At 69.8% G+C, this 16,405-nt stretch carries 18 protein-coding genes and 1 tRNA gene; 10 read left to right on the forward strand and 9 right to left on the reverse strand.

Annotated features, from left to right (window positions below; translation table 11 throughout):
• Positions 1-31: 31 nt before the first annotated feature.
• The 6 genes from ACZ4SA_RS01890 to ACZ4SA_RS01915 form a co-directional block, all read right to left on the reverse strand.
• Complete coding sequence (locus ACZ4SA_RS01890) at positions 32-1,678, reverse strand: long-chain fatty acid--CoA ligase (protein WP_468268630.1); 1,647 nt, start codon at positions 1,676-1,678, stop codon at positions 32-34.
• A 181-nt stretch (positions 1,679-1,859) separates the two neighbouring features.
• Positions 1,860-2,441: a SigE family RNA polymerase sigma factor gene (locus tag ACZ4SA_RS01895; RefSeq protein WP_468268633.1), complete on the reverse strand. Its 582-nt coding sequence runs from the start codon at positions 2,439-2,441 to the stop codon at positions 1,860-1,862.
• A 123-nt stretch (positions 2,442-2,564) separates the two neighbouring features.
• The gene (locus ACZ4SA_RS01900) at positions 2,565-3,734 is read right to left on the reverse strand and encodes a lipid-transfer protein (protein WP_468268636.1); all 1,170 of its coding nucleotides are present in this window, start codon (positions 3,732-3,734) and stop codon (positions 2,565-2,567) included.
• A complete protein-coding gene (locus ACZ4SA_RS01905) occupies positions 3,731-4,189 on the reverse strand; it encodes a MaoC/PaaZ C-terminal domain-containing protein (RefSeq protein WP_468268639.1) in 459 nt (152 codons plus the stop codon). The genes ACZ4SA_RS01900 and ACZ4SA_RS01905 overlap by 4 nt, the downstream gene beginning before the upstream one ends.
• Before the next feature lie 88 nt (positions 4,190-4,277).
• A complete protein-coding gene (locus ACZ4SA_RS01910; protein WP_468268642.1) occupies positions 4,278-5,180 on the reverse strand; it encodes a bifunctional MaoC family dehydratase N-terminal/OB-fold nucleic acid binding domain-containing protein in 903 nt (300 codons plus the stop codon).
• A gap of 234 nt (positions 5,181-5,414) precedes the next feature.
• Positions 5,415-5,720, reverse strand: a complete 306-nt coding sequence (locus ACZ4SA_RS01915) for a hypothetical protein (RefSeq protein ID WP_468268645.1) — start codon at positions 5,718-5,720, stop codon at positions 5,415-5,417.
• 309 nt (positions 5,721-6,029) lie between these two features.
• Here ACZ4SA_RS01915 and ACZ4SA_RS01920 point away from each other — a divergent pair, with 309 nt between their 5' ends.
• Entirely contained in the window at positions 6,030-6,899 is an 870-nt protein-coding gene (locus tag ACZ4SA_RS01920; protein ID WP_468268648.1) for a bifunctional DNA primase/polymerase, read from the forward strand.
• 18 nt (positions 6,900-6,917) lie between these two features.
• Here ACZ4SA_RS01920 and ACZ4SA_RS01925 read toward each other — a convergent pair whose 3' ends face one another.
• On the reverse strand, positions 6,918-7,436 hold the full coding sequence (locus tag ACZ4SA_RS01925) for a DUF5994 family protein (RefSeq protein WP_468269252.1): 519 nt from the start codon (positions 7,434-7,436) through the stop codon (positions 6,918-6,920).
• A 294-nt stretch (positions 7,437-7,730) separates the two neighbouring features.
• On the opposite strand from ACZ4SA_RS01925, the gene ACZ4SA_RS01930 reads away from it, so the two are divergent.
• From ACZ4SA_RS01930 to ACZ4SA_RS01955, 6 genes are all read left to right on the forward strand, one after another.
• Entirely contained in the window at positions 7,731-8,300 is a 570-nt protein-coding gene (locus ACZ4SA_RS01930; protein ID WP_468268651.1) for a DUF5994 family protein, read from the forward strand.
• Between the two features lie 4 nt (positions 8,301-8,304).
• Complete coding sequence (locus ACZ4SA_RS01935) at positions 8,305-8,568, forward strand: hypothetical protein (protein WP_468268654.1); 264 nt, start codon at positions 8,305-8,307, stop codon at positions 8,566-8,568.
• A complete protein-coding gene (locus tag ACZ4SA_RS01940; RefSeq protein ID WP_468268657.1) occupies positions 8,565-8,831 on the forward strand; it encodes a hypothetical protein in 267 nt (88 codons plus the stop codon). The genes ACZ4SA_RS01935 and ACZ4SA_RS01940 overlap by 4 nt, the downstream gene beginning before the upstream one ends.
• A 44-nt stretch (positions 8,832-8,875) precedes the next feature.
• Entirely contained in the window at positions 8,876-9,148 is a 273-nt protein-coding gene (locus ACZ4SA_RS01945) for a hypothetical protein (protein WP_468269254.1), read from the forward strand.
• A gap of 309 nt (positions 9,149-9,457) precedes the next feature.
• Positions 9,458-10,699, forward strand: coding sequence for a PP2C family protein-serine/threonine phosphatase (locus tag ACZ4SA_RS01950; RefSeq protein WP_468268660.1), 1,242 nt, complete (start codon positions 9,458-9,460; stop codon positions 10,697-10,699).
• A gap of 61 nt (positions 10,700-10,760) precedes the next feature.
• Positions 10,761-10,940, forward strand: a complete 180-nt coding sequence (locus ACZ4SA_RS01955; RefSeq protein ID WP_468268663.1) for an integrase — start codon at positions 10,761-10,763, stop codon at positions 10,938-10,940.
• Between the two features lie 135 nt (positions 10,941-11,075).
• Here ACZ4SA_RS01955 and ACZ4SA_RS01960 read toward each other — a convergent pair.
• Positions 11,076-11,160, reverse strand: a tRNA-Ser gene (locus ACZ4SA_RS01960).
• A 295-nt stretch (positions 11,161-11,455) separates the two neighbouring features.
• Here ACZ4SA_RS01960 and ACZ4SA_RS01965 point away from each other — a divergent pair.
• A complete protein-coding gene (locus tag ACZ4SA_RS01965) occupies positions 11,456-12,853 on the forward strand; it encodes an FAD-binding oxidoreductase (protein WP_468268666.1) in 1,398 nt (465 codons plus the stop codon).
• Between the two features lie 87 nt (positions 12,854-12,940).
• Here ACZ4SA_RS01965 and ACZ4SA_RS01970 read toward each other — a convergent pair whose 3' ends face one another.
• A complete protein-coding gene (locus ACZ4SA_RS01970; protein WP_468268669.1) occupies positions 12,941-14,521 on the reverse strand; it encodes a S1C family serine protease in 1,581 nt (526 codons plus the stop codon).
• 341 nt (positions 14,522-14,862) lie between these two features.
• Here ACZ4SA_RS01970 and ACZ4SA_RS01975 point away from each other — a divergent pair, with 341 nt between their 5' ends.
• Both ACZ4SA_RS01975 and ACZ4SA_RS01980 read left to right on the forward strand, forming a co-directional pair.
• Positions 14,863-15,663 carry a glycerophosphodiester phosphodiesterase gene (locus ACZ4SA_RS01975; protein ID WP_468268672.1) on the forward strand — a complete coding sequence of 267 codons (801 nt, stop codon included), beginning with the start codon at positions 14,863-14,865 and terminating at the stop codon, positions 15,661-15,663.
• Positions 15,664-15,716: 53 nt separating this feature from the next.
• Positions 15,717-16,316 carry an ATP-binding protein gene (locus ACZ4SA_RS01980; RefSeq protein WP_468268675.1) on the forward strand — a complete coding sequence of 200 codons (600 nt, stop codon included), beginning with the start codon at positions 15,717-15,719 and terminating at the stop codon, positions 16,314-16,316.
• The last annotated feature ends 89 nt before the right edge of the window (positions 16,317-16,405 follow it).

The following is a 16,405-nucleotide window of genomic DNA, read 5'->3' on the forward strand; positions in this document are numbered from 1 at the left end:
GACCGCCGGCCCTCGCGTACCCCTACCGCTGCTACAGCTGGGTGACGTCCAGCTCGCCATCCGCGTACTGCCTGCGGATGACCTTCTTGTCGAACTTGCCGACGCTCGTCTTCGGCACCGCCGGGATCATCGCCCAGCGCTCCGGCAGCTGCCACTTGGCGATCTTCAGGGCCAGGAACGCCTTCAGCGTGTCGTAGTCCGCGGTCGCCCCCTCCTTGAGGACGACCGTCGCCAGCGGACGCTCGCCCCACTTCTCGTCAGGTACGGCGACGACGGCGGCCTCCGCGACCTCGGGATGGGCCATCAGCGCGTTCTCCAGCTCGACGCTGGAGATCCACTCGCCGCCCGACTTGATGACGTCCTTGGCGCGGTCGGTCAGGGTCAGGTAGCCATCGGTGCTGATCACGCCGACGTCGCCGGTCTTCAGCCAGCCGTCCTCGCTGAACTTGTCCTCCGGCCGGAAGTCCTCGCCGCCCGCACCGCCGTAGTAGGAACCGGCGATCCAGTTGCCGCGCACCTCCAGCTCACCGGCCGACTCGCCGTCCCAGGGCAGGGGCTCCCCGCCGGGGCCGACCAGGCGGGCCTCGACGCCGGTCGGGAAGCGGCCCTGCGTGATGCGGTACGGCCACTCCTCCTCGGCGCTCAGCCCGGCGGGCGGGTGGGCCATCGTGCCGAGCGGCGAGGTCTCCGTCATGCCCCAGGCGTGGCAGAGCCGCACGCCGAGCTTGTCGTACGCCTCCATGAGGGACGGCGGGCAGGCGGCGCCGCCGATGGTGACCTGCTGCATGGAGGACAGGTCGCGGGGGTTGGCGGTGACCTCGGCGAGCAGCCCCTGCCAGATGGTGGGGACCGCCGCGGCGTGCTGGGGCTTCTCCCGCTCGATCATCTCGGCGAGCGGAGCCGGCTGCAGGAAACGGTCGGGCATCAGCATGTTGATGCCGGTCATGAACGTGGCGTGCGGCAGGCCCCAGGCGTTCACATGGAACTGGGGGACGACCACGAGCGTGGTGTCCTTGTCGGTCAGCCCCATCGACTCCGCCATGTTGACCTGCATGGAGTGCAGGTAGATCGAGCGGTGGGAGTAGACGACGCCCTTGGGGTCGCCGGTCGTGCCGGAGGTGTAGCACATGGCCGCGGCGCTGCGCTCGTCCAGTTCCGGCCAGTCGAAGGTGGTCGGGCGGCCGGCTAGCAGCTCCTCGTATTCGTGGACCTGCGCCTCGGTGTCGGCGAGGAGGGAGCGGTCGCCGGGGCCGGAGACGACGATGTGCTCGATCGTCGGCAGGTGCGGCAGCAGCGGGGCGATCAGGGGCAGCAGGGAGCCGTTGACGATCACGGCCCGGTCGGCGGCGTGGTTGACGATCCAGACGAGCTGCTCCGCGGGCAGACGGAGGTTCAGCGTGTGGAGGACGGCGCCCATGGAGGGGATCGCGAAGTACGCCTCGACGTGCTCGGCGTTGTTCCACATCAGGGTGGCGACCCTCTGGTCGCCGTCGATGCCGAGCTCGTCGCGCAGGGCGTTGGCCAGCTGGGTCGCCCGCCTGCCGACCTCTGCGAAGCTGCGGCGCTGCGGCTCGGGCTCCCCCGTCCAGGTGGTGATCTGAGATGTGCCGTGGATCGTCATCCCATGCTGGAGGATGCGGGTCACAGTCAGCGGTACGTCCTGCATGGTGCTCAGCACGGCGTCCTCCCGGTGGGCGCTAGCGCTACGTGGCAGAAAAGGTGGGAAGATTCTGCGCACATACCACGCGGTATGTCACTACCCAGGGGTAAGGAATTCCTTGCGCATCACCGCGCAATGCCGCACAACAGCGCACAGAGGAGCGCGTCGGCGGCCCCGCCGGGTGGCTGGAAACAGCGCATCAGCGAACCGGGGAGAGCCCCGGGTCCTCGCGAAGCTTGCCGAGCGCACGGGAAACGGCGCTCTTGACCGTTCCGATCGAGACGCCGAGCACTTCGGCCGTCTGGGCTTCGCTCAGGTCCTCGTAGTAGCGGAGCACCACCATCGCCCGCTGGCGGTCCGGCAGCTTCATCACCGCGCGCCACATCGCGTCGCGCAGGACCTGCTGCTCGGCCGGGTCGGCCGCCGGGACGGTCTCCGGTTCCGGCAGCTCGTCACAGGCGAACTCGTCCACCTTGCGCTTGCGCCACTGCGACGTACGCGTGTTCAGCAGAGCGCGGCGCACATAACCGTCGAGCGCTCGGTGGTCCTCGATCCGCTCCCAGGCGACATACGTCTTGGTGAGCGCCGTCTGCAGCAGATCCTCGGCATCGCTCGGGTTCGAGGTCAGTGACCGCGCGGTGCGCAGCAGCACGGGCCCCCGCGCCCGTACGTACGACGAGAACGATGTGTACGGCGTGTACGGCGTGTACGGCGTGTACGGCGTGTACGACGGCACCGGCGCGGCGGCCTTGGAAGCGCTCGTACAGACTGGCGTGGTCATGACTCCACGCTAGGAGCGCACCCTGCCGTCGCGGATCGGCCCCAGGTCCCGAAGCCGTGTCCCCCTCAGGTTGTAGGGGCGGCGCGGGCCCCACCTCCTGAAGGTGGAGGGCACCCTCAGGGGCTATGCGTTGTCGGCCCCGAGGACCAGGCCCGAGGTGGGGACGCCGGTGCCCGCCGTCACCAGGGTGCCGGCCGCGCCCGGTACCTGGTTCACCGACGTGCCGCGCAGTTGTCTGACCGCCTCGGCGATGCCGTTCATCCCGTGCAGATACGCCTCTCCCAGCTGTCCTCCATGGGTGTTCAGAGGAAGCAGGTCCGCGGCCACGAAATCGGCCCCCTCACCCGGCTTGCAGAAACCGAACTCCTCCAGCTGCATCAGCACGAACGGCGTGAAGTGGTCGTAGACGATCCCCACGTCGATGTCGCCCGGGCCGAGACCGGAGGTCCGCCACAGCTGTCGGGCGACGACGCCCATCTCGGGCAGGCCGGTGAGGTCGTCGCGGTAGAAACTGGTCATCTGCTCCTGGGCCCTGCCCGCCCCCTGCGCGGCGGCGAGGATCACCGCAGGCGGCTGAGGCAGATCACGGGCCCGCTCGACGCTGGTCACGACGAGCGCCTGGCCGCCGTCGGTCTCCTGGCAGCAGTCCAGCAACCGCAGCGGCTCGACGATCCACCGGGACGCGGCATGGTCGTCCAGGGTGATCGGGCGGCCGTGGAAGTACGCGGCGGGATTCGTTGCCGCGTACCGCCGGCCGGCGACCGCGACCTGCCCGAACGCCTCCGGGGTCAGCCCGTACGCGTGCAGATAGCGCTGCGCGGCCATCGCCACCCAGGAGGCGGGAGTGAGCAGCCCGAAAGGGAGGTTCCAGCCCAGGGCGGCCCCCTCCGCCGACGGCTCCCTGTGCTGCACTCCGGAACCGAAACGCCGCCCGGAGCGCTCGTTGAACGCGCGGTAGCAGACGACGACATCGGCGATCCCGGCGGCGACGGCCAGTGCCGCCTGCTGCACGGTGGCGCATGCCGCGCCTCCGCCGTAGTGGATACGGGAGAAGAAGGACAGCTCGCCGATGCCCGCGGCCTGGGCGACGGTGACCTCCGGGCTGGTGTCCATCGTGAAGGTGACCATGCCGTCGACGTCGGCGGGGGAGAGACCGGCATCGTCGAGCGCGGCACGCACGGCCTCGACGGCGAGCGTCAGTTCACTGCGGCCGGAGTCCTTCGAGAACTCGGTCGCGCCGATGCCGACGACGGCCGCACTGCCGCCGAGGGTGTCCTTCTGCCGGAGGCTCATGCGCCGGCCTCCGGGAGGGTGGGGGGCAGCAGGGGGGCCGGGAGGGTCACCGTCACCGTGCCGGTGACGTGGTTGCCGAGGCTGTTGGCGCCGACGATCCGCACTTCGGCCGCCGTACCGTCGATGGTGCCGATGGTGCCGGTCAACACCATGGTGTCGCCGGGGTAGTTGGGTGCACCGAGCCGGATGGCGACCTTGCGGAGCACGGCACGTTCACCGAAGAAGTCGGTGACGTACCGGCCGACGAGGCCGTTCGTCGTCAGGATGTTCATGAAGATGTCGGGCGAGCCCTTCTCCTTGGCCCGCTCCGCGTCGTGGTGCACGTCCTGGTAGTCGCGTGAGGCGAGTGCTCCGGCGACGATCAGCGTGCGTGTGACGGGGACGGTCAGGGGCGGCAGCTGCGTGCCGGCCCGCGGGACCGGATCGGCCGGGCCCGTGGTGGTCGTCGGGGTCATCGGGTTTCCTCCTTCGCGAGCAATGCGCCCGGTTCGGCGAGGCCTTCGGCGCCGCACGCCTGGTGGGCGGCCCGGCGCGCAGCACATGTCAGCCGTCACCACCCCGCCCTCCTCGGAAGACGGGCAGCTCGAACTCCTCGTCCACACTGAGGAACTCCAGCTCCACCGGCATACCGATGCGCACCGCGTCGTACGGCACGCCCACCACGTTGCTGACGAATCGCACACCCTCCGTCAGCTCGATCAGACCCACCGCGAACGGCGGGTCGAACGCCGGGAACGGGGGATGGTGCATAACCACATAGGAGAAGACGCTGCCCGTGCCGCTCGCCTCGACCGTGTCCCACTCGGGCGATCCGCAGGAACCGCACCCCGGCAGCCAGGGCAGACGCAGCGTCCCGCAGCCGCCGCACCGCTGGATGAGCAGCCGGTGCGCGGCCACCCCTTCCCAGAATCCCGCGTTGTCCCTGTTGATCACCGGCCGCGGGCGCGTTCCCTCGGGTCTGCGCTCCCGGGAGGCGTACTTGAGGATCCGGAAGCGGTGCGTGCCCGCGAGCCGGCCACCGGCTCGCACGTCCATCCGCGTGGTGACGAAATAGCCCCTCCCCAGCTTGGTCGTCTTGCGCTCGGACACGGCCTCGATCACTGCGTCGAAGGTGATCCGGTCGCCCGGCCGAAGGGGCCGCAGATACTCCTGCTCACAGTCGGTGGCCACCACCGAGCTGTACCCGGCGCCGTCGAGCAGCGCGAACAGCTCGTCCTGCGCCGCGGTTCGATCGGTGTGACCCGACAGACCACCCATCGTCCACGCCTGGAGCATCGTCGGCGGCGCGATGGCGTCGGGCCCGGCGTACGCCGGATCGGTGTCCCCCATCGCCTCGCACCAGTGCCTGATCATCGGCTCGTTGACGAGATCCTTGCCCACGCCGGAGATGGCGGCGGCCCGGCCCTCGTACGTCTTCAGCTGCGCGTACAACTCGTCCGTAACCACGCATCTGACTGTCCGTCAGTTTTGTGGCGCCGTCAAGGTCACGACAGCGGGCCGACGCCCCACGCCCCGGAACACCTCTGCGCGACGGCGCCCCCAAGCCCCGGAACACCTCTGCGCGACGGCGCCCCCAAGCACCGCCGCGCAGACGATCGTTCCCGACTCACCCTCCCCCTCGCTCACCGTCCCCTCGGACCGGCCCCTCCCCCCTGGCTCACCCTCCCCTCGGGCCGGCCTTCACCACAGAGGCGAGAAGATCACGGAGACATTGTCCTGATCGATGACCGTGAAGCCGAACCCGTTGACCCCTGCCGTATTGCTCTGATTACTCGCGCCGGGCCCGGTCGCCACTTGTTGGGTGGTCGAGGAGTTGCCGAAGTTGTCGCCCCAGACGCCGCTGCCGGCGATCGTGGCCACCGACACGTTCGACCCGTCGTCCGCGAAACCGCCGTTGTCGGCCTGGGCGACGCCACCGAGGAGCCCGATCGTGAGGGGCAGGGCGGCGGCAGCGGCGAGTACGCGGGCTGAACGGATGCTTGCCATGTTCTTTTCCTCCATATACCGGAACTGCTCAAGTGCTGCGGTCTTCCGAGCGGTTGGCCGTCCGCTTCGGACTTGATCACGACGTCGCGAGATGAGAGTTGCCCACGTGATCCCCGGCGAACCACCCCGGAAGGGGCATTCGCTCGCAAGCGTGAGGACTTGTCGATAAACCCTCTTCTCACCCACGGGATCACCATGACCACATCGGCCCCGGAACCACGGCCTCGTACGGCACGGACCCAAGCCTCCATCCCGCTTTCCGCCGCATTCACCCTTCCCTTCTTCGAACGTGTGTACGAACATGGATTCATGGCCATCCCCGCCCGGCAGACCGCCACACTGGCCCTCGCCCACGCTCTCTCCGCCGCCGAGCGCGGGCTCCCCGTCATCCCCCTGTCCGCGACCAAGCTCCCCGCCCTGCGCTCGCCCCACCGAGGCGAAGCCCAGCCGGTGCTCTGCCGTGGCGAATGCGGCCTCCCCGGCCACGGCGTCCACGACGCCACCACCGACCCCGCCGGCGTACGCGCCCTGTTCGCCGCCGCTCCCTGGGCCACCGGCTACGGCATCGCCTGCGGACGCCCGCCGCACCACCTGATCGGCATCGACCTCGACACCAAGTCGTCGACCGACTCCATGGCCGAACTGCAGCACCTGGCGCTGCGCGACCTGTTCACCATTCCGGAGACGGTCACCGTCCTCACCCCGAGCGGCGGCCGTCATCTCTGGCTGACGGGCCCGCCCGAGGTCGTCGTCCCCAACTCGGCGAGCCGGCTCGCCCCCGGCATCGACGTCCGGGGCACCGGCGGCTACCTCGTCGGCCCTGGCTCGGTCACCGCCCACGGCGCCTACCGACTCGCACCGGGAACGGCAGATCTGCCGCCCGCCCCCTGCCCACGCGCCCTGCTGCGTCTCATCACGCCCCCCGCCCGCCCGCGCCCCACGCCCGCACCGGCCCGCGAACAGGGGCAGGGCCTCGTCCAGTTCGTCCTCGCGGCACACGAAGGCCAGCGCAACACCCGGCTGTTCTGGGCGGCCTGCCGCGCGTACGAGAACGGGCTGGGCGACTCCCTGACGGAAGCACTCGTCGACGCGGCGGTCCACGCCGGCCTCACCGAACGCGAGGCCCGCGCCACGACCGCGTCCGCAGCCCGCCTCACCTCCGGCCGCGGCCTCCACTGACGCCCGCACCGGCTCCGGTCAGTCGGCGGTCCAAGGCCCCGCTCGGGGGTCTTCCGCGGCGATCCGGCGTGTCCGGCCGATGCCGGTGTCGATGAGGATCTGCTCGGCCGTGGCGTTTTCGGCGCGCACGGCCCGGGCCATCGCTGCGCGTGCCGCGTCGGGCGTCGTGTCCGGTGGGATCACCAGCAGGGAGAAGTAGTCTCGCTCGCCTCGGGTGATGAGGACGGTGTCGTCACCGATCGGGAAGGAGTCGATGTGCACGACGCGGTCCTCGATGATCAGTCGTGTCGGTAGTTCTTCCCAGGCACTGGAGTCCAGGCCGACCCGCGTGACGGGTCCGAGGTGCTCGGTCAGCGCGGTGATGAGACTCGGCAGCTCGGCGCTGATTTCGCGAGAATGCGGCCACCACGCACCGTCGAGAACTCCCTGACGGGCATGTGTCGTCTCCAGCCGCAGCAGGGCTGTTCCAGGTTTCACGGCATGGTGAATCGCGTCCGGCAGAAGCTTCGCTTCACGCGGGGTGTCGGCGTCGGACATGGTGTACTCCCCGTCTTTGGGGTTCGGCATGCGCTCGCTGATCGCCGGGGACGAGGTCTGAGCGGCTGCCGGTTTCACCGTACTCCGTGTGCCCACGTACAGGCCCACCCGCTCGCCGCAGATACCCGGGTTCCCATCGAAGGTCGCTGGTCACGCGCGGGTTCAGCTGACCGTGCCCGGAGTACAGTGGAACCACCGAGAGTACTTCGCACACCGGCTCCCATGCCGGTGTCGTTCTCGGCGAGCAACAACACCGGGACGTCGAAGACAAGCCCCCGGGGACAGGTCCGCGCCATGACCGCGACCCTCGACCGTATGACTATCAGTGAGCGCGTGACCTCACCAGCTGCGCGCCTGTCTCTGACAATGGGTGGGCCCGCCCCCGGCCTCCTGGACGGCGCCTGGTGGCCTCGCTCCCGCGATCTTTCGCGTGAACTCCCCGCCCTCACCGATGTGTTGGACGCGCGCTGGGGCCGGATCACGCGTGTGACGGTGAACCCGACCCACTGGCCCGTGATCCCGCGCAAGGTGCCCGTGGCGGGGCACACGGTGCACGTCGGCTGGTTCGCCGACGAGCAGGACCCGCACAAGCTGATCCTGCTCTCCTACGCTGCGGGCCGCTGGGACCTGCTGGTGATCCCGCCGGAGACCGGCGCGGCTGCCGCCGTCCGGCTGATGGCTGCCGCAACCACCCCCGGCGGACTCGCCACCGCCAGTGCTCTGATGACGAACGAGGACACCTCCCGCGAGGCGCAGGAGTCGCTCGACCGGGAAGAGGAGTGGGAAACCGACGGTGGGCACGCCTCAGCGGCGGCTGAGAACCCGAACCCGCCCGGATCCATGAGCTGCGCCCGAGGGATGTGAGGTCATGGAGATCGCCATCGCCTTGTCCGTGATCATCGCCATGATCATCATCGGAGTGCTGCTGATCCATCTGCTCAATGGCCGGCACCACGAGCGGATCGCAGCATTCCACTACGGCGACACCTTGCCGGGAATCGGCCGACGGAGCCGGAAGGGAAGACGGCCGGCAGAGCATGCGGGATCGCCCGTGGTTGACCGCGGGCGGTGGGTGCAGCGCGACGACGCCCGCCCACCGGCACGTGCTCCTGATGAACGAGGTCACGCATGAAATCACCGGAGCCACCACCCTCGGGCAGCCATGCGGAGGTGCGAATCGTCGCCGCGTCCCCCGAGGCCGCCCGTCGGGTCGCAGAGGCACTCCGTCAATGCTTCGCCGCCACCGAACAGCGCAGCTACCCCGCCGGCAGCGACGGCGGAACCCGCCTTCACTTCACGGTGGACACCACGCACACGGCAGAGCGGGCACGGCCGCCCTGGCTGGTAGCCAGCCGTTCCTCCGCACAGGACCGCACACAGACGGACGAAGTCTGAGGCAAGGACCCTCGTCGGTGCCCGGCACGAGTTGGGCAGCAATCATGGCAACACTCCATGAGCGGAAGAAATACCGCGAAGCGATCATGAAGACCCTGTACGAGGCCACGGAAGGCAATCGCCTCCTTGGCGTCACCGGGGCGAAGCTGCGCGACGACCTCCACACGCCTGAGCAGGACTTGGCCGCAGCGTGTGCATACCTGGCGGGCGAGGGGCTCATCACAGTCGACTGGGCGCAGGGAAACACACCCGCAATGGTCACGCTGACGCATCAGGGAATCCGGCTCATGGAGGCCGAAGAGGAGGAACGCGGCTGACACGGCGCCGAGCCCTTTCCGACCAAGGACCGCATTACCCAAAAAGCCCCTCATGTCGGATAAGCGACATAGGCATAACATGGTGAATGGGTCGGCGCACCTCTCACGTGCGACCGGCCCGGATGGGCGGCCCCGGTGTGCATACGCCGGGGCCGTTGCGCACGGTCTACGCAACGGTAGTCATCGAGCGGATCCCGGCAGCAAGGCACCGAAGCCAAGCACACGGCTACCCCGGCGCCCCACTCGTTGGAGACAGCCGGCTCGGCAGGCGAAGGCGAAATCAGGCTGGTGACGTGAAAGGGCACGGCTATGGCGGAGGGTGATCGGCAGCCCGGCAAGGGCACGGTGGACCGGTCGGAGGGGTTCGGCGAGCGGCTGCTGGGGGTGCTGCTGGACCGGGCACACGAGATGCCGCCGCAGCTGATCGCCCCGCTGATCGCGGAAGAGGTTGCCCGGGTCGGTGGCCGGGATATCTCGATCCTCCTGCAGGACTATGCACAGCTCCTGCTCATGCCGCTGCCGGGCAGGGGGCTGAGCGTCGGTGAGCCCGAACCGATCGGGGACTCGTACGCCGGCACGGCCTTCCTGAACGCGGCCCCTGTCGAGGTACCGAAGGCCGACGGCGTCCGGATGTATCTGCCGTTGCTGGACGGAAGCGACCAGGTGGGAGTGTTGGTCCTCACCCTGGAGACCGTCGATGACGACGACCGGCGGCTGCTGCGCAGGCTCGCCGGCCTGATCGCCGACATGCTGGTCACCAAGCACAGCTACACCGACCAGTTCTTCCTCGCCCGGCGCCGCGAACCCATGAGCGTGGCCGCGGAGATCCAGTGGTCTCTGCTTCCACCGCTGGCGATGTCCGTCCCCCAGGTCGCGGTGGCCGGAATCCTGGAACCGGCCTACAACGTCGCCGGCGACAGCTTCGACTACGCACTCAACGACGACATCCTGCACGTGGCCGTGCTCGATGCGATGGGCCACGGCCTCAACGCCGCCACGATGGCCACCGTCGCCATCGGCGCCTACCGGCACTCCAGACGGGCCGGCATCGGCCTGTCCGAGATCTACGCGTTCATGGACCGGGCCGTCGCCGAGCAGTTCGGCCCCGAACACTTCGTCACCGCGCAGATGATGCGCCTGAACATCGCAACGGGCCATCTGCAGTGGGTCAACGCGGGCCACCCCGCCCCACTGCTGATCCGCAACCACCGGGTCCTGCGGCAGCTGGACGGCCCGACCACCTTGCCGGTCGGCTTCGGAGGTGAAGAGCCCCGGGTCAGCGAGCAAATGCTGCAACGCGGTGACCGGGTGCTGTGCTTCACCGACGGCCTGATCGAGGAGCACGAAGCCGGCGAAGAGGAGTTCGGCGAGGAGCAGCTCATCCACTGGGTCAACCGCATCGAGCAGACCGAGGAGGGAGTGCGGGCGGTGGTGCGCTCGCTCTCCCACGCCCTGAAGGAGGAACGGGGCGGGAGCACCAGTGACGACGCGACCCTCTTCCTGATCGAGTGGCGCGGGGGCGCCGCCGACCACCTCGCCATCGTGGAGTAAGCCGAGAGCCGCCCCAGGTGGCCTCTCCGCTGGCCGCCATCCCGTACGACCTACGGCATGCGTGCGTGTCGTTCTGGCTCCGCTCCGGGGTGAGCCTGCCGAGACGGCCCGGTGCGCGGGCCAAAGCGTCGCCGTCCTGCTGCGCTACTACGCCAAGGTCCTGGACGGCGAGGAAGCGAAGATGAACGCGCTGATCGAGCAGGTCTTGGCGGAGCACCAGGACGGGACCGAGGGCCCCTGAATCTTGGCCGCAGGTTGGCCGCACGCACTGGTCAGAGGTGGGATACCGGCGAACCAGGGTGAGACAGGGTGCATACAGAAGGGGTACCCCTCCGGAACGGGGCACCCCTCTGACCTGCAACCTTCTGACCTGCTGCGGTGGGTGTGGGATTTGAACCCACGGTGACTCGCGCCACGACGGTTTTCAAGACCGTTCCCTTAGGCCGCTCGGGCAACCCACCTTCGCTCCGCCCACCTGGGGCGGAGCGGGTACAGCGTACCGGCCTCCCGGGGTGCGCGGGGGCCGTGGCCCACCACTGGCCCCGAAGTCCCGCGGTGCCCGGGGCACCGCCGCGGCCGACGTGCGGGGCCGGGCGAGCAGGAGAACACTGAAAGGGGGTGGGGCCACGCCACGCCAGTACCGATCGGGGCACGACGGATCCGCGCACCACGCCCCCGCCACCCGCCCGGACGTCATGCGCCTTCATCCGTCCGCCAGTTCTCCCGGCCTCACATTCCACACAGAGGTGTTCGGCCATGGGCGGTATCAACGGAACGGTTGTCGCAAGTCTGCGCGAGGCACTGCGGGGGCCCGTCGTCAGCCCGCAGGATCCGGGCTACGACGACGCCCGCAGCATCTACAACGCCATGATCGACCGGCGGCCCGCCGTCTTCGCCCAGTGCACGGATGTGGCGGACGTGCAGGCGACGCTCTCCATTGCCCGGGACACCGGGGCAGAGCTGGCCGTGCGCGGCGGCGGGCACAGCGGACCGGGGCTGTGTCTGGTCGATGACGGGCTCGTGCTCGACCTGACGCCGATGCGCTGGGCCAGGGTGGACCCGGAAGCGAAGATCGTCCAGGTCGGTGGCGGGAGCGAACTCGGTGACCTGGACCATGCGAGCCATGCCTTCGGCCTCGCCGTGCCGGCCGGGTTCATTTCGACCACAGGCGTGGGCGGTCTCACCCTGGGCGGCGGCCACGGCCACCTCACCCGCAAGTACGGCCTGACCATCGACAGCCTGGTTTCCGCCGATGTCGTCCTCGCCGACGGCACCTTCGTCACCGCGTCGGCGGAGAACCATCCGGACCTGTTCTGGGCCCTGCGGGGCGGCGGCGGCAACTTCGGCGTCGTCACCTCGTTCACCTTCCGCCTGCACCCCGCGCACACGGTAGGGGTCGCGGTGACGGTGTGGCCGGTCGACCGCACGCCCGAGGTTCTCCGCTGGTACCGGGAGTTCCTGCCCGCCGCGCCGGAGGACCTCAGCGGGTTCTTCGCTGTGCTGGTCGTGCCGCCCGGGCCGCCGTTCCCCGAATCGATCCACGGGCAGAAGATGTGCGCGGTGGTGTGGTGCTACACGGGCGACCTCGCAGGCGACCGTTTGGAAGAAGTGCTCGCCGTGGTGAACGAACCGGCACCGCCCGCCTTCCACTTCACGACCCCCATGCCGTACCCCGGCCTGCAGACCATGTTCGACGAACTGATCCCCAAGGGGCTGCAGTGGTACTGGCGGGGCGACTTCTTCGACTCGATCTCCGACGCCGCCGTCGACGTGCACCACAGGTACGGGGAGGGCATCCCGACCGGCCTGTCGACGATGCACCTGTACCCGGTGGACGGTGCGGCCCACCGGGTGGGTGCCGACGACACGGCCTGGGCCTACCGGGACGCCGTCTGGTCGGGGGTGATCGGCGGAGTCGACCCGGACCCCGACAACGCCGAGCTGATCCGTCAGTGGTGCGTCGACTACTGGGCCGACCTGCACCCGCACTCCATGGGCGGTGCCTACGTGAACTTCATCGGCGAGCAGGAGAGTGCGGACCGGGTCCGGGCCACCTATCGCGGCCACTACGACCGGCTCGCCTCGATCAAGCGCACCTACGACCCGGACAACTTGTTCCGTGCCAACCAGAACATCCCGCCGGCGACGCTGTGACGCGTGGTATGTCGGTGACGGGACGGACTCGCCCCCGGGGCGCAGCAGCGTCCAGGGGGCGAGAGGGTGGCTCGGTAGGGAGGTGGGTCAGCTGTCGCCCTTGCGCTCGCCGAGGACGAGTTCCACCGACCGCGGCTCGCCGTCCCTTTCGAAGCTCAAGGAGACCTCGTCACCGGGCTTGTGCGTCCAGATCTCGCTGATCAGGGTCGGGCCGCTGTCGATCGGCTTGCCGTTGAACTTGGTGATGACGTCGCCGGGCTGGAGTCCGGCCTTCGCCGCCGGTCCGTTCGGGGTCACCGCCGGGCTGCCGCCCGAGCCCTCCTCCGTGATCTTCGCGCCGGAACCCTGCTCCGACATGTCGACCGTGGCGCCGATCACCGGGTAGACCGGCTGGCCGGTCTTGATGAGCTGTTCCGCGACCGTCTTCGCCTGGTTGACCGGGATGGCGAAGCCGAGGCCGATGGAGCCTGCCTGGCTCTGGCCGTAGCCCCCGCTGCCCGCCGACTGGATGGCCGAGTTGATGCCGATGACCGCGCCGCGCGAGTCCAGCAGCGGGCCGCCGGAGTTGCCCGGGTTGATGGACGCGTCGGTCTGCAGCGCGCTCATGTACGAGTTCTTGCCGCTGGAGCCGTCGCCGGAGGCGACCGGGCGGTTCTTGGCGCTGATGATGCCGGTGGTGACGGTGTTCGAGAGACCGAACGGCGCGCCGATCGCGATGGTCGAGTCGCCGACCGCGACCTTCTCCGAGTCACCGAGAGCGAGCGGGTCGAGGCCCGATGGGGCGTTCTTCAGTTTGAGGACGGCGACGTCGTAACCCTGCGCGCGGCCGACCACTTCGGCGTCGTACTTCTTCCCGTTGGAGAAGATCGCCGAGACGGTTCCGCCCTCCGCGGCGGAGGCGACCACGTGGTTGTTGGTGAGGATGTGGCCTTCCTTGTCGTAGACGAAGCCGGTGCCCGTGCCGCCTTCGCCCTCGCCTCCGGGGCCGTCGATGCCGCCGCCGCCCGACTTGGCCTCGATGGTGACCACGCTGGGCAGCGCGGCCGCGGCGACCGCGGCGACCGTCCCCGGGTCGCGCTTGAGGTCCTGGGGACTGGTCGCGGACACCGTGGTCGAGCTGGAACCGTCGTCGTTGCGCTCGGCCGCCCAGTAGCCGATGCCGCCGCCCACCCCGCCGGCGACCAGCGCGGCGGCCAGCACGGCGGCGACCAGCCCGCCGGAACGCTTTCGCCCGGGCTGGGGCGCCGGGACCGGCGCGCCCCAGGCGTGACCACCGGTCCCGCCGCCCCCGTAGGAGGGCAGCGCGGGCGGCGGCGAGGGCCAGCCGGCGCCGGCGTGCTGCGCCTCTGAGGGCGCGGCGGCCGGCACCGGTGCGGACGGCGGGACCTGACCGCCGTGGGCGGGGATCGGCGCCGCGGCGGGCCCGGACTGGGGGGAGTGCCCGGCCTGCTCCGCGAAGGCCCCCGCCGCCGGCTCATGGGCGGGCGGGGCAGGGTGCGCAGGAGTGGACGGCGAAGGGGCCCCGTAGGTGGAGTCCGCCGCGTCGTACGCCGACTCGTGCGGTTCGGCTTCCGGCGCCGGCGACGTCGGGCCCTGGGGAGCAGCGCCCGGCACGGGAGGTACGGACGGGGCGGCCGGGACCGCGTTGCCCTCGTTCTCGGTGCTCACAGCTCTTTCTCCTCAGGTTCCACGTCAGATTCCACAGGTTCCACGTCGGTCTCCGGGCCGGGCGGCAAGATCCGCCGCGCCCGGCGGTGCGTCACGTCATGACGTCCGTCCGCCGTTCCAGTGTCCGCGGTCTGTCCAAGTGTCGGGGGCCAGCTTTTCCCACAGCACGTCAGGCCACTGTAAGCAGGACCTGTGCGTATCCCGGCAATCCTTTACTTCGGACAATACGGGCGCATGTCCACAGCGCCCTTCGGGTCACCCCGCGACCGCCCCCGCACGCGTCGGAAGCGCTTTACGGCACCTGGCACCCGCCTGCCCCGCCGCGGTGACACCATGACGCGGTGACCCAAGCACGACAGCACAGCATCCAGGTCGTCGCCCACCGCGGCGCCTCCGAAGATGCCCCCGAGCACACCCTGGCGGCCTACCGCAAGGCGATCGAGGACGGCGCGGACGCCCTCGAGTGCGATGTACGGCTCACCGCCGACGGTCATCTGGTCTGCGTCCACGACCGCCGCATCAACCGGACCTCCAACGGGCGGGGCGCCGTGTCCGCCCTCGAGCTCGCGGATCTCGCCGCCCTCGACTTCGGCTCCTGGAAGGACGCGGCGGAGAGCCCCGACTGGAAGGACCCGTCCCTCACTTCCGTGCTCACCCTGGAACGGCTGCTGGAGCTGGTGGCCGACGCCGGGCGCCGCATCGAGCTGGCCATCGAGACGAAGCACCCCACCCGCTGGGCGGGCCAGGTCGAGGAGCGGCTGCTCCACCTGCTGGGCCGCTTCGGCCTGGCCTCACCGGTGTCCCCCGACGACTCCCCCGTGCGCATCATGAGCTTCTCCGCCCGCTCCCTGCACCGGGTCGTGGCGGCGGCGCCCAATGTCCCCACGGTGTACCTGATGCAGTTCATGACTCCCCGGATGCGCGACGGACGGTTGCCGGCCGGCACACGGATCGCCGGTCCCGGGGTACGGATCGTGCGCAGCCACCCCGAATATGTCGCCCGCCTCCACAGCCGGGGCCATCGCGTCCATGTCTGGACCGTCAACGAGCCGGAGGATGTCGAACTCTGCGTCGAACTCGGGGTGGAGGCCATCATCACCAACCGCCCCAGGCAGGTTCTGTCCCAACTCGGCCGCCTTTGACTCGTCTCACAGGGAGTACACCGGCGCGTTCGGTGCGTATCCGACCATGTCGAGTGCGTCACAGGTCCGCACTTGGCCGGTTTCCGGTCCAGTCCATTGGGGCATTCACACCGTGGCGTGGGGCAAAGGAGGTCTCGGGGGTGGCGTTTGTGGTGGCACAGGAGGTGCCCACGTCGTCGAGCATGGCCGTACCCCATGGCCCTGCGGGCGTGGGCGAGGCGCGACACAGGATGCGCGAGCAGCTGAGGCGCGGCGGGGTGTCGGACTCGGTAGTCGACGACGCAGTTCTGATCCTTTCCGAGCTTCTCAGCAATGCGTGCCGACACGGCAGACCGCTGGGACACGCCGACGCGGGCGACGGGGACGTACGGGCGGCATGGCACGTCGACAAGGCCGGCCGGCTCACGGTCGAGGTGACGGACGGGGGCGGGCCGACCCGGCCTGTCCCGGCCACGCCCTCGGTCACCGCACGAGGCGGCCGCGGGCTCAACATCATTGCGGCGCTGGCTCAGGAGTGGGGTGTTCGCGACAGCGCGACCGGCGAGGTCACGGTGTGGGTGATCGTCACTGAAGGGCACCGCCGCGAGGATTTCGCTACGCGCGTCGCAGGTCCCTCTTTCGACTTCGCGGATGCCTTCGAAGACCTCGACTGACGTGCTGGGCCGGCGATTTGAAGGCAGATCCGCCCGCCGGACCGAGGTAGATCCGACGGCCGGACCGAGATGAGCCCGACTGCCGGACC

Source organism: Streptomyces sp. NPDC027962, from assembly GCF_055566095.1.

Bases quoted from the DNA above. Each gene is read 5' to 3' on its own strand.
- ACZ4SA_RS01895 (WP_468268633.1), bottom strand. From the start codon at position 2,441: ATGACCACGCCAGTCTGTACGAGCGCTTCCAAGGCCGCCGCGCCGGTG.
- ACZ4SA_RS01900 (WP_468268636.1), bottom strand. From the start codon at position 3,734: ATGAGCCTCCGGCAGAAGGACACCCTCGGCGGCAGTGCGGCCGTCGTC.
- ACZ4SA_RS01905 (WP_468268639.1), bottom strand. From the start codon at position 4,189: ATGACCCCGACGACCACCACGGGCCCGGCCGATCCGGTCCCGCGGGCC.
- ACZ4SA_RS01915 (WP_468268645.1), bottom strand. From the start codon at position 5,720: ATGGCAAGCATCCGTTCAGCCCGCGTACTCGCCGCTGCCGCCGCCCTG.
- ACZ4SA_RS01920 (WP_468268648.1), top strand. From the start codon at position 6,030: ATGGCCATCCCCGCCCGGCAGACCGCCACACTGGCCCTCGCCCACGCT.
- ACZ4SA_RS01925 (WP_468269252.1), bottom strand. From the start codon at position 7,436: ATGTCCGACGCCGACACCCCGCGTGAAGCGAAGCTTCTGCCGGACGCG.
- ACZ4SA_RS01930 (WP_468268651.1), top strand. From the start codon at position 7,731: ATGACCGCGACCCTCGACCGTATGACTATCAGTGAGCGCGTGACCTCA.
- ACZ4SA_RS01935 (WP_468268654.1), top strand. From the start codon at position 8,305: ATGGAGATCGCCATCGCCTTGTCCGTGATCATCGCCATGATCATCATC.
- ACZ4SA_RS01940 (WP_468268657.1), top strand. From the start codon at position 8,565: ATGAAATCACCGGAGCCACCACCCTCGGGCAGCCATGCGGAGGTGCGA.
- ACZ4SA_RS01945 (WP_468269254.1), top strand. From the start codon at position 8,876: ATGGCAACACTCCATGAGCGGAAGAAATACCGCGAAGCGATCATGAAG.
- ACZ4SA_RS01950 (WP_468268660.1), top strand. From the start codon at position 9,458: ATGGCGGAGGGTGATCGGCAGCCCGGCAAGGGCACGGTGGACCGGTCG.
- ACZ4SA_RS01965 (WP_468268666.1), top strand. From the start codon at position 11,456: ATGGGCGGTATCAACGGAACGGTTGTCGCAAGTCTGCGCGAGGCACTG.